The following is an 18,608-nucleotide window of genomic DNA, read 5'->3' as shown; positions in this document are numbered from 1 at the left end:
TCTACTTTGTTCAGTACACACTGACTATATTCAAACCAGGACATAGTTCATAAGGGTTAGTCTTGTTACAAAGATGCCACCCCGTACTTAAATACCCATTAGAAGGCGATTAGAAAAAAATTAGATTTTTCTTTAAAAAAATAGCCGGTCTCTAAGAAGAAACCGGCTATCGAAATCACCTGAAATTAGCAATTACTCGCTAAAACTTCTATCTAACACTAAGATTTAAAGTCAAAAAAATCCAGGGCAAACCCGTACCGTTAATGACATCTTTCCACTCGCATGCTCGTTCGGTGTTTGCCCTAGAAGGTTGAACCGCACTCGAAGAAACGCGCCGGGATGTTTCTGTCTGTCGTCCCGTGTTTCTATTACAAAGTAGGCATTGCAGAATTAGAAAAGCCTTAGAGCAATCTTAGAAAAAAGTTAATTTTCCAGGGGTTGCGGCTCCCGACGCCACGGTTTGACTTTAGATTGGGCTTTTCGGTAGAAAAACCGGTATAAGATCGGGAAAATTAACAGGGTCAATATCGTAGCCGTAATCAGCCCGCCAATAACCACGATCGCCAGCGGTTTCTGGGTTTCCGAGCCAATGCCGGTCGAGACTGCCGCCGGAAGCAAGCCGATGGCCGCCATCAGGGCCGTCATGACCACGGGCCGGATTCGGGAGCGTACGCCCTGCCGGATGGCCTCGTCGAGGGGCAGGCGGCTGGACCGGTTCTGGTTGAACACCGACACCAGAATAACCCCGTTCTGCACGCAGATTCCGAATAGAGCAATAAAGCCGACGCCCGCCGAAATCCCGAAATTCATGCCCGTAACGTGCAGCGCCAGAATGCCGCCCATAAGCGCAAACGGCACGTTGAGCAACACCAGCCCGGCATCCTTGACACTTCCAAACATCACGAACAGAATGACGAAAATTGCCGCCAGACAGATCGGAACCACCTGCCCCAGCCGGTCGGTGGCCCGGACCTGATTCTCAAATTCACCAACCCACTCCACCGAATAGCCCTTGCTGACATCCAGTTTCTGGCGCACCTTCTGCTGCGCTTCGGCAATGGTGCTGCCTAAATCGCGCCCCCGGACGGAAAATTTCACCCCGATAAACCGCTGGTTATTATCCCGGTAAATGAAAGCCGGCCCCGTTACTTTTTGAATGGACGCGATCTCCCGCAGCGGAATTTTGCCGCCTTTGAGCGTCGGCACCATCAGCCGCATAATGTCGTCCTCGGTCTGGCGATAGGGCTCCTGATACCGCAGCCGAATGTCGAACTTGCGTTCGTTTTCGTAGAGGATCGAAGCCGTTTTTCCGCCGATGGCCATTTCAATAACGGCCTGTGCATCGGCCGTCGTTACCCCGTAAAGGGCCATCAGGTGGTCGTGCAGGTGCACACTGATTTCCGGCTGACCCACATTCCGGATGACGCCCAGGTCCTTGATTCCCGGCACATCCTTGATGGCTTCCTGAACGATGTTGGCGTAGTTTTCCAGCTGCCGGATGTCTGACCCAAAAATCTTAACCCCGTTGCTGGCTTTGTAACCCGCCACCGCTTCGGCCACGTTGTCGATGATCGGCTGGGAATAATTGTAGGTAATCCCGGCGTAGTTGCGGAGCACTTTGTCCATCTCGTCGGTTAGTTCTTCAACCGGTCGTTTGTTGGCCCACTCCTCTTTGGGAATCAAATCGACCTGAAACTGACAGAAATAGAAGCCGTTCGGGTCGGTTCCGTCGTTGGAACGTCCCACCTGCGACAGCACCTGCTTGACCTCCGGAAAACGCTGCAAATCATTTCGGATCACCTGCGCCATTTCCACGCTTTTGGGCAGCGACATGCTCATGGGTAGTTCCGCCGTCACCCACAAAGCGCCTTCGTTCAGCTGCGGCAAAAATTCCGTCCCCAGCAGCGTGGTTGAAAAGAAGGTAACGCCCATCAAGACAAACGAAAGAAAAAGGCTCAGCTTCCGGCGGGCGTAACACCAGTCAAACCCGCGGCTGACAATGTGGTTGAAGAAATTGACGATGGGATTATTTTTTTCCCGAACATTTTTTCTAAGCAAAATTGAACACAGCACCGGCACCAGCGTCAGCGTCAGCAATAAGGCGCCCAGCAAGGCAAAACCGAGGGTCCAGGCCAGCGGGGAAAACATTTTGCCTTCCACTTTCTGAAAGGAAAATATAGGCAGCAGGGCCGTAATAATGATCAGCTTGGAGAAAAAGACGGCTTTCCCCAGCTCCCCGCCGGTTTTCTTGATCAGCCCGAGCTTCGACATCCGGTTGAAACGGTCCATACCCCGGTGGTGCGCCAGGTGATCGAGCGAGACAAAAATCCCCTCCACCATCACCACCGCCCCGTCGATGATAATCCCAAAATCAATGGCTCCCATCGACAGGAGATTGGCCGACATGCCCCGCAGCCGCAGACAAATAAACGCAAACAGCAGCGCCAGCGGAATAACGATGGACACGATAACGGTCGTCCGCCAGTCGGCCATGAACAGAAAGACAATCACCGTCACCAGCACAATGCCTTCGGTCAGGTTGTGCATGACCGTGCGGGTACAAAATTCAATCAGGTTGTCACGGTCGTAAAACGTAACCATTTTTACGTTCGCCGGCAGCACCCGGTTGTTCAGCTCGTCAATTTTGGCCTTGACGCGTTCCAACACCTGGCTGGGATTTTCGCCTTTCCGCATCACCACGATGCCTTCCACCACATCGTCGTTCTTGTTGAGCCCCACCTGCCCGACGCGCGGCAGACTCGATTCGACCACGTCGGCCACGTTGCCCACCAGCACCGGGTTGCCGTTCATTTCCTGGATGATGATGTTCTGAATATCCTCCGTCGATGTCAGCAAACCAATACCGCGTACGACGTAAGCCTGGCCGTTACGCTCGATCACATCCCCGCCGACGTTGATGTTACTGCGGGTGACGGCCTGGTAAACTTCCAGGGGCGTCAGGTCGTATTTGGTCAGTTGGGTGGGGTTCACCCGGATTTCGTAGATTTTCTCCTGACCACCAAACGCCACCACATCGGCCACGCCCGGAACGCTGCGCAGTTGCCGGTCGATCACCCAGTTCTGCAACGTCAGCAACTCGCGACTGTCCAGCCGGGGGCTTTGGAGCGTATACCGAAAAATTTCACCCGTAGGCCCGTAAGGCGGCTGAACATCGGGCTCTACCCCGTCGGGCAGCGAAACATTCCGAAGCTGGTTGTTAACCTGCTGTCGGGCAAAAAAGTCTTCAACATCATCCTCAAAGATGACTTTAATAACCGACAACCCAAACATCGTCGTGGAGCGGACGTTTGTTTTCCGCTGAACGGCGTTCATGGCCACCTCAATCGGAACGGTAACAAATCGTTCAATTTCCTCGGCACTCCGGCCGTTCCATTCCGTCACGACAATGATCTGGGTATTGGTAACGTCCGGAAACGCTTCGAGGGGCGTATTCAGGTAACTGACCACTCCGGCAATCACGAGTCCGGCGGTCAGGAAGAAGATAAAAAACCGGTTTTTGAGTGAAAAACCGACAATATTCCGAATGAATTTATTCATGTAAAGAGAGAAGGGACGGAAGGCTTCGGGCCTGGGATTCCGGCAGCAAGCAAAAAAGGTGTGGATATAGCAGGTTGTCTGCGGATGCCCAAGCCCCAAGCCTTCCGTTAGTCGTTAAGCGCGTCGTATACCAGCAGTTGATTTTTTGAGATCACGTTCTCTCCCGGTTTCAAACCCGAGCTGACGTAGGCAATATCACCCAGAAATTTATGGATCTGGACTTCGCGGGTTTCGATGTCCGAGCGACTCCGGAACACCATGATGTAATACTTCGAGTTATCGAAAATGACGGCATTCGACGGCACGGTTGTCATGTGCTGGCCTTCGTCGAACCGCAGCGCCACCGTGGCGTGCATCTCAGGCTTGAGCTTCATTCCCTCGTTGCGCAGCCGGATTCGGATGGTCATGGCTTTCGTGGTGGGGTCCAGCACACTGAAAATTTTATCAACCTGCCCGTTAAAGCGCTGATCCGGGTAACTCAGCGTCTGGACGCTGGCGGGCATCCCGGCTTTCACGCGACTGATGTCGGTTTCGTTGACGTTGGCCAGCACCCAGACGTCGCTGATCTGGCCGACGGTAAACAGGTTGTCCGCATTGTCAGACCGCAGCTGCATTTCCCGGTTGACGTTTTTCTCGATCACGAAGCCGTCGATCGGCGCCCGGACGATGTAGGTCGGCGTTTTACCCAGTCCGTAAATCCGGAAGATTTCTTTCACCCGGCTAAGCTCGGCCTGCGCGGTTTCGACGTCTTTCTTGGCGCTAATGACCTCGCGCTGGGAATTCAGCTTGCTTTCAAACAGGTCTTCGGCCACGCTCAGGTTTTTCTGCGCCAGGAGAAGATCCGACTGCGCCTGAATCATCTGACGCTCAAAATCAGCCACTTCGCCCGAGCGGATTACGGCCAACTGCTGGCCTTTCTTCACATAATCACCCAGCTCCACATCCACTTCTTCCACCACGCCACCAACCAGCGGAAATACCTTGATGACCTTGTTCTCGTCGGCGGCTACTTTGCCCACCAGCGTCAGCTCACTCCGGACCGGCAGGTTCGCGACGGTATCCAGCCGAATGCGGTTCATCATCGTATCCGACATCATGAAAGCCTGCGCTTCTTCGACCTGCGGTTTCTGATGGCAGGCCGTCGCCAGTCCGATCATTCCCAAAAACACGTAACTAACAACTGCTTTCATTCTTATTTTTAATTAAATAATTCCTCCCCCACGACATAATTCAATTCCTCGTACGCACTAATGCGGTCGGCTTTCAGCCGGTTGAGTTCCCGGGTACTTTCGTTGTACGTTTCAATGAGGTCGATAAACTCCAGCAGCGAGATGTTGCGTTTCTGAAAGTTGGTAAACAGCCCCTGATTCAGTTGCTCGAATTGCTCCGAAAACCGGGATTCGACCGACTGCACCGTTCGCTCCACCTCCTGCACTTTCTGCAGGGCGGCCCTCACTTCGTTGCCCACCTGCACGGTTTTCTGGGCCTGAAGCTGTTTCTGGTAATTGATCTGACTACGGGCGGCTTTGATAGCTCCCTGGTTGCGGTTTAGAAACGGCAGGTCCATGCTCACCGAAACCCCGACGTAGTTGGCTATGTAGCTGCCCGCCTGATCGTAAATGCCGCCGACGCGCACATCCGGTACGGCCAGCGATTTTTGCAGGGTGTAGTTCAGCTCCGATTGCCGGGTGAGCGACTGGCTCGCCAGCACATCGGCGCGGTGGCGTAGCGCCATTTCCCGCAGCGAATCAACCGGCTGGCTCGGCAAACGGTATTGTCCCAACTGCGTTTCATCGACCAGCGGCAGAATCGGCTGATCGATCGACAGCAACGTCCGCAGCACCTGCTGGTTTTCGGCCAGCCGGAGCCGGATTTCCAGCCGGTCGTTGTTCAACTGGAAAAGAAGCGCCTTGAGCCGGAGCAATTCGCGCAGCGACACGTTGTTTTTGTCGTACTGCTGCTCGAAAGCCGTTACAGTCCCCTGCAAGGTGCTGATTTGCCGGTCGTAACGCCCCAGCGTCTGTTGCTGGAAATAGAGTTCGAAAAATCGGGTACGCAGTTCAAAGCGAAGAGAACGCAGCAAATCCGCAAACTCATATTCATTGAGCCGAGCCGATTCCTGCGCATACGCAACTCGCTTGTTGCGCTTGCCGGCTGTGTACAGCAGTTGCTGAACGGAGACAATCTTTTGCCCCTGACGACCCACATCCAACGCACGCTGTCTCTCGGTGTTGTAGGCGCTCAACTCCACTTCCACCGTGGGATTGTCGTACAGGCTGGCCTGGATGATTTCCGCCTGCCCGGCTTCGATCCGAAACCGGCCGGCCAGTAGCAGCAGGTTGTTTTTGAAAAATAAACTATCCGCCTGCCGACGGCTTAGACGAAGAGAATCCTGCGCCCGGACATTCCCGGAAAGCAGACCGCAAAGAGTAATAATGATTAAAAAACGCATTCAAATGGGTTGCACATTGCACCTGCAAGATTCACTAACCCACGTTAGAAGACCCTTAAAAGCAAATTAGAAAGATGTTAGATCGTGGTTAAAAAAAAATTAGAATGGCACTAAAGCCGATGAATGGATTGTGGACAACGCTGACGCCATGTAAAATAACGCTCTATACGCCAGAGCTTTATTACAAAGCCCAACCCTAAGCTCCCGGGCTTTGCATGGGCCCGGGGCGGCAGCCGGAATTACCCGGTGACAGATCTTTTAGTATTTTGGGGAAAAGAAGAAGGCAAAACGCCTACAAGTGAGTCAGTTGAATGGTAAACTGACTGCCTTCGCTCGGACGGCTCTTGACGGTGATCTGGCCCTGGTGCAGTTCGACGATGCGCTGGCAAATGGAAAGGCCAATGCCGAACCCTTCGTACCTGGCTGCGGTGGTGGTGCGGTAAAACGGCTCAAAAATCCGTTCGGTTTCGGCCAGACTCATGCCAATACCTTCGTCGGCGACGCTCACCCAGCAGGATCGCTCGTCGGTCCGGATGCGTACGCGGGCCATATGATCCGGAGAGTATTTGCAGGCGTTGTCCATCAGGTTCAGCAACACCCGTTTCAACAGCTCCTCGTTGCCCGAAACCGTCGTTGCCGTTTCCGACTGGGGCAGATTTTCATAGTCAAACTCAATCCGGTAGTTCGGCTTGGCGCTCAGCAGTTCATCCCGTGCCAGCAGAATAACCTCTTCCATCTGCACGGGTGCCAGGGGCATCTGGCTGATATTTTCGAGTGTCCGGGCGAGGAATAACAGACTGTTGGTCAGCGCAATAAGCCGGTCGGTATCCGACATCAGGTTGGTCAGAATATCATCGTATTCGCCCGGGCTCAGCCGTCGGCGCAGGCCCAGTTGAATCTCGGATTTGAGGGCCGCCAGCGGAGTGCGCAGTTCGTGGGAAGCGTGGGACACGAAGCTGCGCTGCTGCTCGAAAGCCTGTTCGAGCCGTTCCAGCACGGCATTGAAATTAACGGCCAACTGATCGATTTCATCTTTCCGATCCCCTTCGTCGAGCCGCTGGCGCAGGTTGCGGGCCGTGATCGTCGAAATCTGCGTATTGATTTCTTCGATGGGCCGGAGCGATTGCCCGGCGAAGAAAATCCCCAAGCCAACCGTTAGCCCAATACCGCCCATCAGGCACCAAATGAGCGTCAGCCGCAGATTTTTCTGCTTGCTGCGCCCCACCTGATCGTAGGCCGACGCCAGCACGACCAGTTTGCGCCCGCCTTTGTCGTAGAAAATGCCAACCAGTTGGTTGTCGTCGCTCCAGGTTTCGACCTCCTTCAATTCCCTTACTTCGTCGAGCAGGCTGCGCTGGTAATGGATGATGTGGTCGTCGACACTGGCGTAGATCAATCGGTTTCGCTCATCAAACACCAGTACCTTTTCGTCGTACAGCGCCGTCAGGGTGTTGCGGTCGATAATTTTGAGCAGATTCCGATCCACTTCCTTGACCTGCACCAGGAAACCGGCGGTTGTATTGGCTTTTTTCTTCAGCCGTTCGTAGAAGTCCTCCCGGCTGTAGGTAGCCGTTGTAAAATAGATGATCAGGGAAAAAACCAGCAGAATGGAGGCTACAATAAGCGAAAACTGAAGCGCAATCCGGTTTCTGATTTTCATGCTACTCCACTTTTAGTAGATACCCCATTCCGGCCCGGGTATGAATCAGTTTGGGTTCAAAATCCCGGTCGATTTTTTTACGTAAGTAGTTGATATACACCTCAACCACGTTTGTTCCGGGGTCAAAATTCAGGCTCCAGACCTTCTCAGCCAGGTCCATTTTGGAAACCACCCGCCCCCGGTTGCGGGCCAGGTATTCGAGGAGCGCAAACTCCCGGGCGGTCAGGTCAATCAGCGTCGTATCGCGCCGGACCTGCTTGGTTGACACATTGATTTCGAGGTTGGCGATGCGCAGCACCTCATCCGTCGAAGCTTTATCGAGAAAATCCACCCGCCGGAAACAGGCCGCAATCCGGGCGTTCAGCTCCCGAAAATCAAACGGTTTGACCAGGTAATCGTCGGCTCCGCGTTCCAGCCCTTCCACTTTATCTTCAATTTCGCCCAGCGCCGTCAGCATAATGATGGGCACATACGGTTTTTCGGCCCGCACGTTCCGGCAGATTTCGTAGCCGTTCAGGCCCGGCAGGTTAATGTCCAGAATGATCAGATCGAAGGGTTTGTTCAGCGCCAGATCACGGCCATTGTAGCCTTCATAAGCTACCTCGGTCTGGTAGCCTTCTTCCATGAGGCCCCGGCTGATATTTTGGGCAATCCGGCGGTCATCTTCAACGATCAGAATAGATTTCATACGGTTTTTGAATCGACGTTCGTTTAGTTAACGCCACAAGAACCGTGCACGGTTCGTACAGCCAGTATTTCTAAGCGTATTCTAATGTTGGATGCGGCTACCTTCGTTACCAGTCGCTTAGACCAGTTCCGCTTTTTTCAGCATTGCGCTCAGGGTCTGCAAATCCATCTGCATCGCCTGGTACACGTTCTCGCGGGGGATGGTCAGGTTCCGTTTGCCCTGATCGGCCCCGCCCAGCGGGTATTCCAAGTGCAGCGAAATCGGCACCCGGACGTTCAACTGCTTGAGCAGCGCGAAATACGCCGGAAAATCAACCATGCCCTGCCCCAGCGGTACGCTCACGGCCTTCCATTTGCCGTCCACTTTTTCCCAGATGACATCCTTCACCGCAATAAACCGGATGTGCGGGTGAATCATCCGTAACCCCGTCGGCCAGGACGTTCCTCCCTCGACCGTCGCGTGCCGAATGTCGTACTGACTGCCCAGGCCGGGGTTGTTGATTTCCTGCAAAACCGTCGCCAGATCCCAGACGGCCGAGCCAAAGTTGGTGCCTGCGTGGTTTTGATACGCGCCCGCCAGGTTCAGCCGCTGGTTCAGTCTGGCCAATTCGCCAAGTTGCTGCCCGCATTGCTTTAGGGCCTGCGGCATGGATTGATTGGCCGGATACGGCAGCCAGCCGGTGCGGTAATACCGGATGCCCTGCTGGCTGGCGGTTTCCAGGACCGCACGGCTGGCGGCATCGTCGGCCCTGACTACGGCGGTCGTCATGAGAGACGCCCGCAGGTTCCGCTGCTTGAGAGCGGCCACGGCCCTGGGTAAATCCTCCCGAACGCGGGCCGGTTCAACGTGTCCGTCGGGGCGCACCGTCAGGTCAACCCCGTCGAAACCAAGGTCGGAAGCCGTAGTTGCCAGCTCGGTATAATTCAGAAAATGAAGGTGTTTCGAAAAGATGTGAATGCTGTAGGGCTTTTCGTCGGCGAGCGGTTCCGCCCCGGCTACCGATTTGGACACTGCTCCGGCCAGACCGGTCGCCAAGAGTCCTTTTAACAATTCACGTCGTTGAAGCGGAGCAGGCATGGCATTTCGTGAATAACTTTTCCCGATAAGAAAATTTATCTGTTGATCTACTCGACCTGTCTTCTTATTCGCTACCTTACACCCCTTCCCTACTACCTTTTCTGGAACCGTATGTACTCCATTCTTTCCTCACCTGACCTGTGGACCATTCTGGGAACAATGGTGCTGGCGGGCATCATCGGCGGTCTGGTCAACGGTTTTTTGCCCACGGCGGAGGGTGAACCGGTCAAAATCTGGTGGAAATGTATTCTGACGGGGTTGGGAGCCTCCCTGATTGTTCCGGTTTTTCTGTTTCTCACCCAGAGTAAAATTCTGGATGAACTGGTCAGGGTGCTTCCCGAAAACGCGTCGGCTCAGGCGGTTTCGCAGGCCATCAGCCTGAAAGTTCAGAACTACCTGGTGTTTTTTAGCTTCTGCACCATTGCCGCCATCACCTCGACCCGGTTTATTACGACCGTTAGCGACCGGTTGCTCAGCGAACTGAAAAAGGAGGTGGATGCCACGAAACAGGCCGTCCGGGCCACCGATCAGAAGGTGGAGGAAACCCAGAAAAAAGCAATCGATAACCGGGCAACGTTACAGGCCGTTAAGAAAAAGATTCAGGAAGAGAGTCTGGTCCGCACGACTCTGGAAACCACCCCATCCGCCCCCCGGCCCGATCCGCGCGAATCCATTTCCCGCAGCCCGGCCCCGACTCCCCCGGCCGTTCGCCCGGCCACCGATCCGCAGAAAGGGCGGTGGGGCGGCCAGGCCGTCAATAACTTCAAACGACTACAGGCCACGATTACGCCGATTGACGAAGATGAAGACTGGTTTACCGTGCGCCTTGAAGTGATGTCGACCGACCCGGACGCGCATCCGCTGACGGGCAACGTTGTTTTTTACCTGCCCGATACGCTGGTGCCCAACACCCGGACGGTTGTAGCCCGGAACAACCGCGCCTTTACGGAGGAAACGGCCTGGAGTGCTTTCACGGTGGGTGCCGAAACCGCCGATGGTACGCAGCTGGAACTGGACCTGGGCGATCCGGCCGCCGTTCCGGATGTGCCCGCGTCGTTTCGCCACCGCTGAAGGCTTCCGAAGCAACCTACCGACCAACAGATGCTAAAAATGGGTATGTTTGCCAGAATTTAACTTTCGCTGAACCTTATGCTTGCCCTCCGCCGTATCGGTCTGGTTTTACTCGTATTGTTTGCCCTGTTGAACGTCATCCTGGCGTTTCATGCCGCCCGGTTCACGTATTTTTACGACAATCCCGAGAAAACGCCCTCAAAAAAACCGGAGAACTATTCCACCAGCGAAAAGCTGAATGCCGCCTTTTTCGGACTGAAGCTAAAGAAATCAGTCGTGACGGATTATCCTAAAATCCCGTACGAAACGATTCGGCTGACCAACGAACTGGGCCAGAAACTGGAAGGCTGGTATATTCCGGTGAAGCAGGCAAAAGGCACCGTGATTCTCTGCCACGGCCACGCGTCGAACAAATCACGGGTGCTCTGCGAAATGGATTATTTTCACGAACTGGGGTACAACACGCTGGCGTTCGATTTCCGGGCCCACGGCAACAGCCAGGGCAACATCTGCACAATCGGTTTTCGCGAAACCAACGACCTGAAAACAGCTTACGGCTTTGTGAGCCGGAGTGGCGAGAAAAACATCATTCTCTGGGGCGTATCGATGGGGGCCGCCACCATTCTGAAAGCCATTCCCGAACACAGCCTGAAACCGGCGCGGGTGATTCTGGAATGCCCGTTTGCCTCGCTGTACGATGCCGTTCAGGGCCGGTTGCGTTCAATGAACCTGCCCGCACATCCCGCTTCAGAAATACTGCTTTTGTGGGGTGGTATGGAGCGCAGCATGAGCGCTTACGGCTTTCGCCCGTCGGAATACGCGAAAGACCTGACCATGCCGGTTCTGCTCAACTGGGGGGCCAAGGACCCGCGGGTGTTGCGCCACGAAACCGACGCTATTTTTGAAAATCTGGGCGCTTTGCAAAAACAACTGGTCATTTTTGAAAATTCCACCCACCAGTCGTACTGCACCAACGAACCGGAGAAATGGCGGGCCACGGTAAGCCGTTTTTTACAGGTCAGTCCGCAACCGGCCGCCAGGCCCACTGCGGAACTTCAGACGCATTAACTACAATCCACTCATAACCAGGACATACGCATGAAAACGCTTCTTTTCCTCGCCATCGCTTTGGCGGCAACCACGCTGGTCTTTGCCGCACCCCGCCCCGGTGCTCCGGCGCAAACCGTGCAGCCCGCCGACTCAACAGATCTCAAACCGTTCGCCGGAACCTACACTTTTGACGCCAACGACAACCTGAAGCAGATGGTCGTTACCGTCGAAAACGGCGAACTGTACGGGGCGGTCGACACCTATCCCAAGAGCAAGCTTGTCAAACAAGCCGCGGCTGATACCTTCAAGTCGACGAGCGAATACGGCTCCGTATTTACATTCAAGCGCGACGCGGCAACCAAGCAGGTAACGGGTTTTTCGATGGAAATTATGGGCAACACCCTTACGGCAAAGAAAGACGCCCGGTAAACAAAGCCATTGTACAGTCGGTTGATACAGAATATGTTTAATTCTGTTCATCACCAATGAAAAAACCATTCGTTCTTTTCACCTACGTACTGCTGCTGGCGGGATTTGTTTCGTGCCAGAGCAAAAAATCCGAAAGCGCCGAAAATACCGATACGACCACAACTGCCGTAGCAACCACCGAAGGACCGGCGGCCCCTGATTTGCCGCCCCCGGGCGAATCGTCCAATCATTTCAGCAACGTTATTGGCTGGAAAGATGGGCAAACCCCCAAGGCCCCCGATGGGTTTGTGGTAACCGAATTTGCCCGCGACCTAAAAAATCCGCGGACCACTTACATCCTGCCGAACGGCGACGTGCTGGTGGTGGAATCGCAAACCGAGCGGAAAGGAATTGTTAAAAAAGTAGCCAGCGCCGTGAGCGGAAAGGCGGATTCGGAAGCGTCGGGCAAAAGCGCCAACCGCATCACGCTTCTTCGCGATGCCAACAAAGATGGCAAACCGGAGCTCCGCGAAACCTTTCTGGAGGGCCTCAATCAGCCGTTTGGGGTGTTGCTGATTGGCAATACGCTGTACGTAGCCAACACCGACGGGGTTCTGACGTTCCCCTATCAGGCCGGTCAGACCAAAATTACCGCCAAAGGCAAATCCATCATGGCCCTGCCCGCCGGTGGGTACAACAACCACTGGACCCGCAACCTGCTGGCCAACGCCGATGGCTCGAAGATTTACATTTCCGTGGGCTCGGGTAGTAACGTGGGCGAAAACGGGATGGAACACGAAGTACGCCGGGCCAACATCCTGGAGATCAACCCCGACGGAACCGGCGAGCGCATCTTCGCCAGCGGCCTCCGCAATCCGGTTGGTATGGACTGGAATCCAGGTACGAAAGCGTTGTGGACGGCGGTCAACGAACGCGACGAACTGGGCGACGATCTGGTGCCGGATTACATCACGAGCGTGAAAGAAGGCGCATTCTACGGCTGGCCCTATTCCTACTACGGCCAGCACGAAGACCCCCGTCGCAAAGGCGAGCAGCCTGATCTGGTCAAGAAAGCGACGGTGCCCGACGTTCCGCTGGGTTCGCACACGGCTTCGCTCGGACTGGCTTTTTATGACCAGCAAGCGTTCCCGGAAAAGTACCGCAACGGCGCGTTCATTGGTCAGCGGGGTTCGTGGAACCGGTCGGCCTTCTCGGGTTACAAAGTTGTTTTTGTACCGTTTGAAAACGGAAAACCCAGCGGCAAACCCGAAGATTTCCTGACCGGGTTTATCATTGACGACAAGGATGTGCACGGTCGGCCGGTGGGTGTTACCGTAACCCCGGACGGCGCGCTGCTGGTGTCCGATGATGCGGGCAACCGTATTTGGCGGGTGAGCACAAAACAGTAACTTAGCGGGGCCACGGTTATCTCCCCTGGCCCCGCCCCATGCCCTCTCCCATCATCCCGATTTTTCGCATTTTTGATTATCAGAAAGCCGTGGCGTTTTACGTCGACTGGCTCGGTTTCAGCATCGCCTGGGAACACCGGTTTGAAGAGAATTTTCCGATCTACCTGGAAATCACGAAAGGGGATCTGCGGCTGCATTTATCCGAACACCACGGCGACTGCTGCCCCGGTTCTAAGGTCCTGATTGAGTACCCGCAACTGGCCGCGTTCCACCAGGAACTGACCGCCAAGAATTACACTTACATGAAGCCCGGTTTACACGAAGCCTTCTGGGGCGCCTGGACCGTCAACGTTACGGACCCGTTCGGTAATCGGCTTGAGTTTTTTGAACGGAAATAGAAATTAACGGTTCTATGAAAACCTCCAACCAGCGGTATTCCCGGCGCGAAACCCTCCGCTTGCTGTCAGCTTCGGCCGCAACGCTGGCATCCGGCGGGTTGACGGCTTTTTCAAACCAGACTACCATGCTAAACCGCCCCATTCCTGCCAGCAAAGAAAAACTGCCTGTGGTTGGCATCGGTACCTGGCAGACATTTGATGTTGCCGGAAAGACGGAACAGGAACCGTTGCTACAGGCGCTCAAAGCCATGCACCAGGCGGGTGGCAAACTCATCGACTCGTCGCCCATGTACGGCCGCTCGGAGGAAGTGGTGGGCACGCTAACGGCAGCAAGCGGCATTCCGAACGATTTTTTCTACGCCACCAAAGTCTGGACGCGGGGCCGGGAAGCAGGTATTCAGCAGATGGAGGACTCGATGCGGAAAATGAAGCGGACGACAATGGATCTGATGCAGATTCATAACCTGGTCGACTGGAAAACGCACCTGGAAACGCTCAAAGCCTGGAAAGCCGCCGGAAAAATCCGCTACATTGGCATCACACATTACACCGACTCCATGCACGACGATCTGGTCGAGATTTTCACCAAGTACCCGATCGACTTCGTGCAATTCAATTATTCGATTCTTTCCCGCAACGCCGAGAAGAAACTCCTGCCAGCCGCGCAGGACAAGGGCGTGGCAACAATCATCAACCAACCGTTTGCGGAAGGGCGTTTGTTTTCGCTCGTCAAAGGCAAAGAACTGCCCGGTTGGGCCAAAGAAAACGAGATCAACAGCTGGGCGCAGTTTTTCCTTAAATTTCTCATCGGCCACCCCGCCGTCAGTTGTGTCATTCCCGGTACGAGCAACCCACGCCATGCCGCCGACAACATGCTGGCCGGTCACGGTCGGCAGCCCGATTCGGCGCTGCGCGAAAAAATGGCCGCCCTGATTCGGTCGTTCTGATCCTGAATTCATCACCGATTACCGTTAGTCCAGCCCGTAGGGACACTGTCCGCACCTGGACAAAAAACTGTACGGTTTCGGACACCTTCTTCCGCTACAATCCCCTCCCAAACACTCCAAATGCTCTTTTCTCCCTGTGGCACCTTATTTGTTTTGCAAAATTACAACTAATTAATCTAGCTTGTCCTCATCATGCGAAGGTCCTTTTTAGGCGAGTTCGAAGAGATTGTTCTGCTGGTCGTGGCGGCTTGCCCGGCCGAAGCCTACGGGGTAACAATCTGGGAAGACGTTCAGCAGCAAACCGGCCGGTCGATTACGATGAGCGCCGTTCACGCCACCCTCTACCGACTGGAAGAGAAAGGTTTTCTGTCGTCGCAGATGGGCGGGGCAACGGCCGAACGCGGGGGGCGACGCAAACGGTTTTTCGCCCTGACCAACGCCGGGGTGCGGGCTCTGAACGACATTCAGGAAGTCCGCAGCCGACTTTGGCAGGCCATTCCGCCGGGTAAGTTTCAACTAATTGGCGGTTAATCCCATGCGAGCTAACTCATCCGACCGACCGGCCAGTCCTCGGCCCCCGCGCTGGGCCGACCGCCTGCTGGAACTCCTGGTGGCCCCCCACCTGCGGGAAGACGTGCAGGGCGATCTGCACGAGGTCTTTTACAAACAGCTTAAGCAGGACGGGGTTACCAAAGCCCGGCGGGCCTTTGTCTGGGCCGTTCTAAACTACCTCAATCCCTTCTTTTTCAGACGAAAACCAACTGATTACCCCAAACCGACCCCTACGGCCATGATTCGTAATTATTTCAAAATTGCGCTGCGGAATCTGGAGCGCAAAAAAGCGTACACGCTCATCAATGTATCGGGCTTGGCCCTGGGCATGACCTGCGGGATTCTGATTTTCAAGCTCATTAGCTACCACCTGAACTTCGATACTTTTCACCCGAACGCCGACCGGATTTACCGCTTCGTCACGGAGCAACACCGCGAAACCGTCAGCTACAAGCCCAACGTTCCGAACCCGTTCGGCAAGGTATTTCGGAATGACTACACCTTCGGCGAGAAAGTAGCCCGGATTGCCAGCTCCAACGATGTTCTGATCAGCCTCCGAAATGGTGGGCAAATCCAGAAGTTCAAGGAAAACGCGGGCGTGGCTTTCGTTGAAACCGACTTCTTCGACATCTTCAATTATCCGTTGTTGCGGGGTGACTTCAAAACGGTGTTGAGCGAACCCAACACGGCCATTCTGACGGAGAAAATGGCTAAAAAGTATTTCGGTGATCGGAATCCCATCAACCAGACGTTCCGCCTGGACAACAAAGTTCAATTCCGCATTACCGGTATTCTGAAGGATTTGCCCGTTAACACCGATCGAAAAACCGAGATTTTCCTTTCCTACAACACCCTGAAGCAGTACGACGAATGGATGGCCAGCGATGAATCGTGGGGCGGCATGAACAGCGCCATGCAGTGCTTCGTCCGGCTGAAACCCGGGGTCTCGCCCGAGCAGGTTGAGCAGGTGCTGCCCGCGTACGTTAAGAAATACCGTCCAACCAGCAAAAACGTCCACCATTATAAGCTGCAACCGCTGGCCGATATCCATTTCAACCCCCGTTACGGCGGTACGATCTCCAAAAGCAATCTGTGGATTCTGGGCGGTATCGGCTTCTTTCTGATCATCACCGCCTGCATCAACTTTATTAACCTGGCTACGGCGCAGGCCCTCAACCGCTCCAAGGAAGTGGGCGTCCGAAAAGTGCTGGGAAGTTTTCGCGGGCAGCTTTTCTGGCAGTTCATCGCCGAAACCGGTTTAATTACCACGCTGGCCATTTTTCTGGCGTGCACTGCGGCCTGGTTGCTGCTGCCCTCCGTCAACAATTGGTTTCAGGTGCAGATCAGCCTCAATCCGCTGGAAGACTGGCGTCTGGCGTTGTTCCTGCCTGCGCTGGCGCTTGTCGTTACGCTCTTTGCCGGCTCCTACCCCGGCCTGATTCTGGCGGGTTTTCAGCCGGTTCTGGCCTTAAAAGGCAAAGTGTCGCAGCAGCACATCGGTGGTTTCAATACCCGGCGTACGCTGATTGTGGGCCAGTTCGCGATTTCTCAGGCGCTGATCATTGGCATGATTGTCATTACGGATCAAATGCGGTTTACCACACAATCCGATCTGGGTTTCGATAAGGAGGCCGTTGTTATGCTGCCCATTGCGCCCGAATCGAAGCCCGTGACCATCAAAACCGTCAAAAACCAGCTTGCCCAGATTCCGGGTGTCCAAACCGTGTCCGTCTGCCAGTCGGCACCGGCTTCGAATTACAACGTCTGGAATACCTCTCCACGGTACGACAACCGAATTGAAGAGGAGCAATTCAGTGTCAGCGTAAAAGCCGCCGACGAGCAGTACCTCCCGATGTTTGGGCTAAAGCTGGTAGCTGGGCGAAATCTGTTTCCGGCCGATTCCGCCCGTGAGTTCTTGGTCAATGAGATGTTTGCTAAAAAACTGGGGCTAAAATCCTCGCAGGAGATCATCGGAAAAACCCTCAGTTTAGACAAAGGTCAAACAACGGGACCAATTGTCGGGGTGGTGAGCGACTTCCACGACCGATCGTTTCACGAAGACATCAACGCCATTTGCATTATGTCGGCCAGCGATTTGTACGGGAGCTACGCGGTTAAAATTGATAGAGCAACGGTAAAACCTACGCTCGCTGCGCTGGAAAAAACGTGGAGCGAGCTACATCCCGATCAGCTTTACGAGTACGAGTTTCTGGATGAGCATATCGCAAATTTTTACAAGGCTGAAGACCTCATGCTCAAGCTGATTCAAACCTTTGCTGCCATTGCCGTCTTCATCGGTGGCCTGGGTCTTTACGGGCTGGTATCGTTTATGGCCGCTCAAAAAACCAAGGAAATTGGGATTCGGAAAGTGCTGGGCAGCAGCGCCGGGCAAATTCTGTGGATTTTTGGCAAAGAGTTTTCCCGCCTGATCCTGATCGCTTTTGCCGTAGCCGCTCCGGTGGCTTACTACGGAATGAATGCCTGGCTGAAGCACTTCACGTTTCACATCGATCTGGGCCCCGGCATTTTTGCCATCGCCGTGGCCAGCACGTTCCTGATTGCGCTCCTTACCGTCGGTTTCCAATCCCTGAAAGCCGCCGGAATGAATCCGGTGAAGGCCCTGCGAAGCGAGTAAACAGAAACCGGGGCGGAGGAAAAATCCCTCTGCCCCAAAGGGATTTCCCTCCCCTGACTTCTCCTCATACTTCGGCGAATTTAGGCCAAAACTTGTTACTTTTCCCGTACAGGGGCGTCTAATACAAAAAGGACGTTATGGAACCTGTATCGATTGATCAATCGCCCGCATCTTTCCAAAAGACTTCTTTCCAGGAAGTCCCTGCCGAGCAGCCCCGTATGCTCAACGCCCTGGAGGTGGCCAAGTGGGGCTTTATCGAGTTGCTCCTCGTTTTTGTCGTAAGTGCCCTTTTTCGGAAACACAACCGGCAGAAGCCATCCAAAAGTATCTTCTAACGAGCTTCCTATCCTGAACGAGTTATCCAACAGATAACGTTTTGATTACAAGCAGCATAAACCGAATTGACGAGAAATTCAGGCTACCTTCTTTAATTTCCCCTCGTGACCAAGTACCTTTTACCTGCCGTACGTGAAATTACGCAACCAAAAAATCAGGCATAAATACGCTGTTTTATAATTGGTTACCACGTTAACTTTGGTCTGCTTTCAACGGCTTTTAGACAGTTTCCATACTTCCTGAAGTCAGTAGCAGCGTAGGGTTGCGCGCGCCAATCGGCAGACAATGACGCCCCGCCCGCTGGATGTATCCCATACGGTCGGTTTTGCGGCAATTGCATGCGTCCGTAAACGGATTATCGTATTTT

At 54.3% G+C, this 18,608-nt stretch carries 15 protein-coding genes; 9 read left to right on the top strand and 6 right to left on the bottom strand.

Annotation, left to right across the window (positions count from 1 at the left end):
- Positions 1-423: 423 nt before the first annotated feature.
- The 6 genes from OQ371_RS17595 to OQ371_RS17570 form a co-directional block, all read right to left on the bottom strand.
- Positions 424-3,558 carry an efflux RND transporter permease subunit gene (locus OQ371_RS17595; protein ID WP_265989491.1) on the bottom strand — a complete coding sequence of 1,045 codons (3,135 nt, stop codon included), beginning with the start codon at positions 3,556-3,558 and terminating at the stop codon, positions 424-426.
- A 107-nt stretch (positions 3,559-3,665) separates the two neighbouring features.
- Positions 3,666-4,748: an efflux RND transporter periplasmic adaptor subunit gene (locus tag OQ371_RS17590; protein WP_265989490.1), complete on the bottom strand. Its 1,083-nt coding sequence runs from the start codon at positions 4,746-4,748 to the stop codon at positions 3,666-3,668.
- 8 nt (positions 4,749-4,756) lie between these two features.
- Positions 4,757-6,010 carry a TolC family protein gene (locus OQ371_RS17585; protein WP_265989489.1) on the bottom strand — a complete coding sequence of 418 codons (1,254 nt, stop codon included), beginning with the start codon at positions 6,008-6,010 and terminating at the stop codon, positions 4,757-4,759.
- A gap of 292 nt (positions 6,011-6,302) precedes the next feature.
- On the bottom strand, positions 6,303-7,670 hold the full coding sequence (locus OQ371_RS17580) for a sensor histidine kinase (protein ID WP_265989488.1): 1,368 nt from the start codon (positions 7,668-7,670) through the stop codon (positions 6,303-6,305).
- A 1-nt stretch (position 7,671) separates the two neighbouring features.
- The gene (locus tag OQ371_RS17575) at positions 7,672-8,358 is read right to left on the bottom strand and encodes a response regulator transcription factor (RefSeq protein WP_265989487.1); all 687 of its coding nucleotides are present in this window, start codon (positions 8,356-8,358) and stop codon (positions 7,672-7,674) included.
- Between the two features lie 117 nt (positions 8,359-8,475).
- A complete protein-coding gene (locus tag OQ371_RS17570; RefSeq protein ID WP_265989486.1) occupies positions 8,476-9,435 on the bottom strand; it encodes a sugar phosphate isomerase/epimerase family protein in 960 nt (319 codons plus the stop codon).
- A 111-nt stretch (positions 9,436-9,546) separates the two neighbouring features.
- Here OQ371_RS17570 and OQ371_RS17565 point away from each other — a divergent pair, with 111 nt between their 5' ends.
- The 9 genes from OQ371_RS17565 to OQ371_RS17525 all read left to right on the top strand — a co-directional run bounded on the left by OQ371_RS17565 (position 9,547) and on the right by OQ371_RS17525 (position 18,240).
- Positions 9,547-10,506 carry a YEATS-associated helix-containing protein gene (locus OQ371_RS17565; RefSeq protein ID WP_265989485.1) on the top strand — a complete coding sequence of 320 codons (960 nt, stop codon included), beginning with the start codon at positions 9,547-9,549 and terminating at the stop codon, positions 10,504-10,506.
- 78 nt (positions 10,507-10,584) lie between these two features.
- Positions 10,585-11,574: an alpha/beta hydrolase gene (locus OQ371_RS17560; RefSeq protein WP_265989484.1), complete on the top strand. Its 990-nt coding sequence runs from the start codon at positions 10,585-10,587 to the stop codon at positions 11,572-11,574.
- Positions 11,575-11,604: 30 nt separating this feature from the next.
- Positions 11,605-11,985: a DUF3471 domain-containing protein gene (locus tag OQ371_RS17555; protein ID WP_265989483.1), complete on the top strand. Its 381-nt coding sequence runs from the start codon at positions 11,605-11,607 to the stop codon at positions 11,983-11,985.
- Positions 11,986-12,041: 56 nt separating this feature from the next.
- Complete coding sequence (locus OQ371_RS17550; RefSeq protein ID WP_265989482.1) at positions 12,042-13,373, top strand: PQQ-dependent sugar dehydrogenase; 1,332 nt, start codon at positions 12,042-12,044, stop codon at positions 13,371-13,373.
- 38 nt (positions 13,374-13,411) lie between these two features.
- Complete coding sequence (locus OQ371_RS17545; protein WP_265989481.1) at positions 13,412-13,771, top strand: glyoxalase superfamily protein; 360 nt, start codon at positions 13,412-13,414, stop codon at positions 13,769-13,771.
- A 14-nt stretch (positions 13,772-13,785) separates the two neighbouring features.
- Positions 13,786-14,718: an aldo/keto reductase gene (locus OQ371_RS17540; protein WP_265989480.1), complete on the top strand. Its 933-nt coding sequence runs from the start codon at positions 13,786-13,788 to the stop codon at positions 14,716-14,718.
- Between the two features lie 192 nt (positions 14,719-14,910).
- Positions 14,911-15,249 carry a PadR family transcriptional regulator gene (locus tag OQ371_RS17535; RefSeq protein WP_265989479.1) on the top strand — a complete coding sequence of 113 codons (339 nt, stop codon included), beginning with the start codon at positions 14,911-14,913 and terminating at the stop codon, positions 15,247-15,249.
- A gap of 4 nt (positions 15,250-15,253) precedes the next feature.
- Positions 15,254-17,905 carry an ABC transporter permease gene (locus OQ371_RS17530; protein ID WP_265989478.1) on the top strand — a complete coding sequence of 884 codons (2,652 nt, stop codon included), beginning with the start codon at positions 15,254-15,256 and terminating at the stop codon, positions 17,903-17,905.
- 137 nt (positions 17,906-18,042) lie between these two features.
- Complete coding sequence (locus tag OQ371_RS17525) at positions 18,043-18,240, top strand: hypothetical protein (protein ID WP_265989477.1); 198 nt, start codon at positions 18,043-18,045, stop codon at positions 18,238-18,240.
- Positions 18,241-18,608: the final 368 nt, after the last annotated feature.

Origin of the sequence: Larkinella insperata, assembly GCF_026248825.1 — a bacterium.
Classification (GTDB): Bacteria; Bacteroidota; Bacteroidia; order Cytophagales; family Spirosomataceae; genus Larkinella; species Larkinella insperata.
This window is presented reverse-complemented; position numbering and strand designations above follow the sequence as displayed.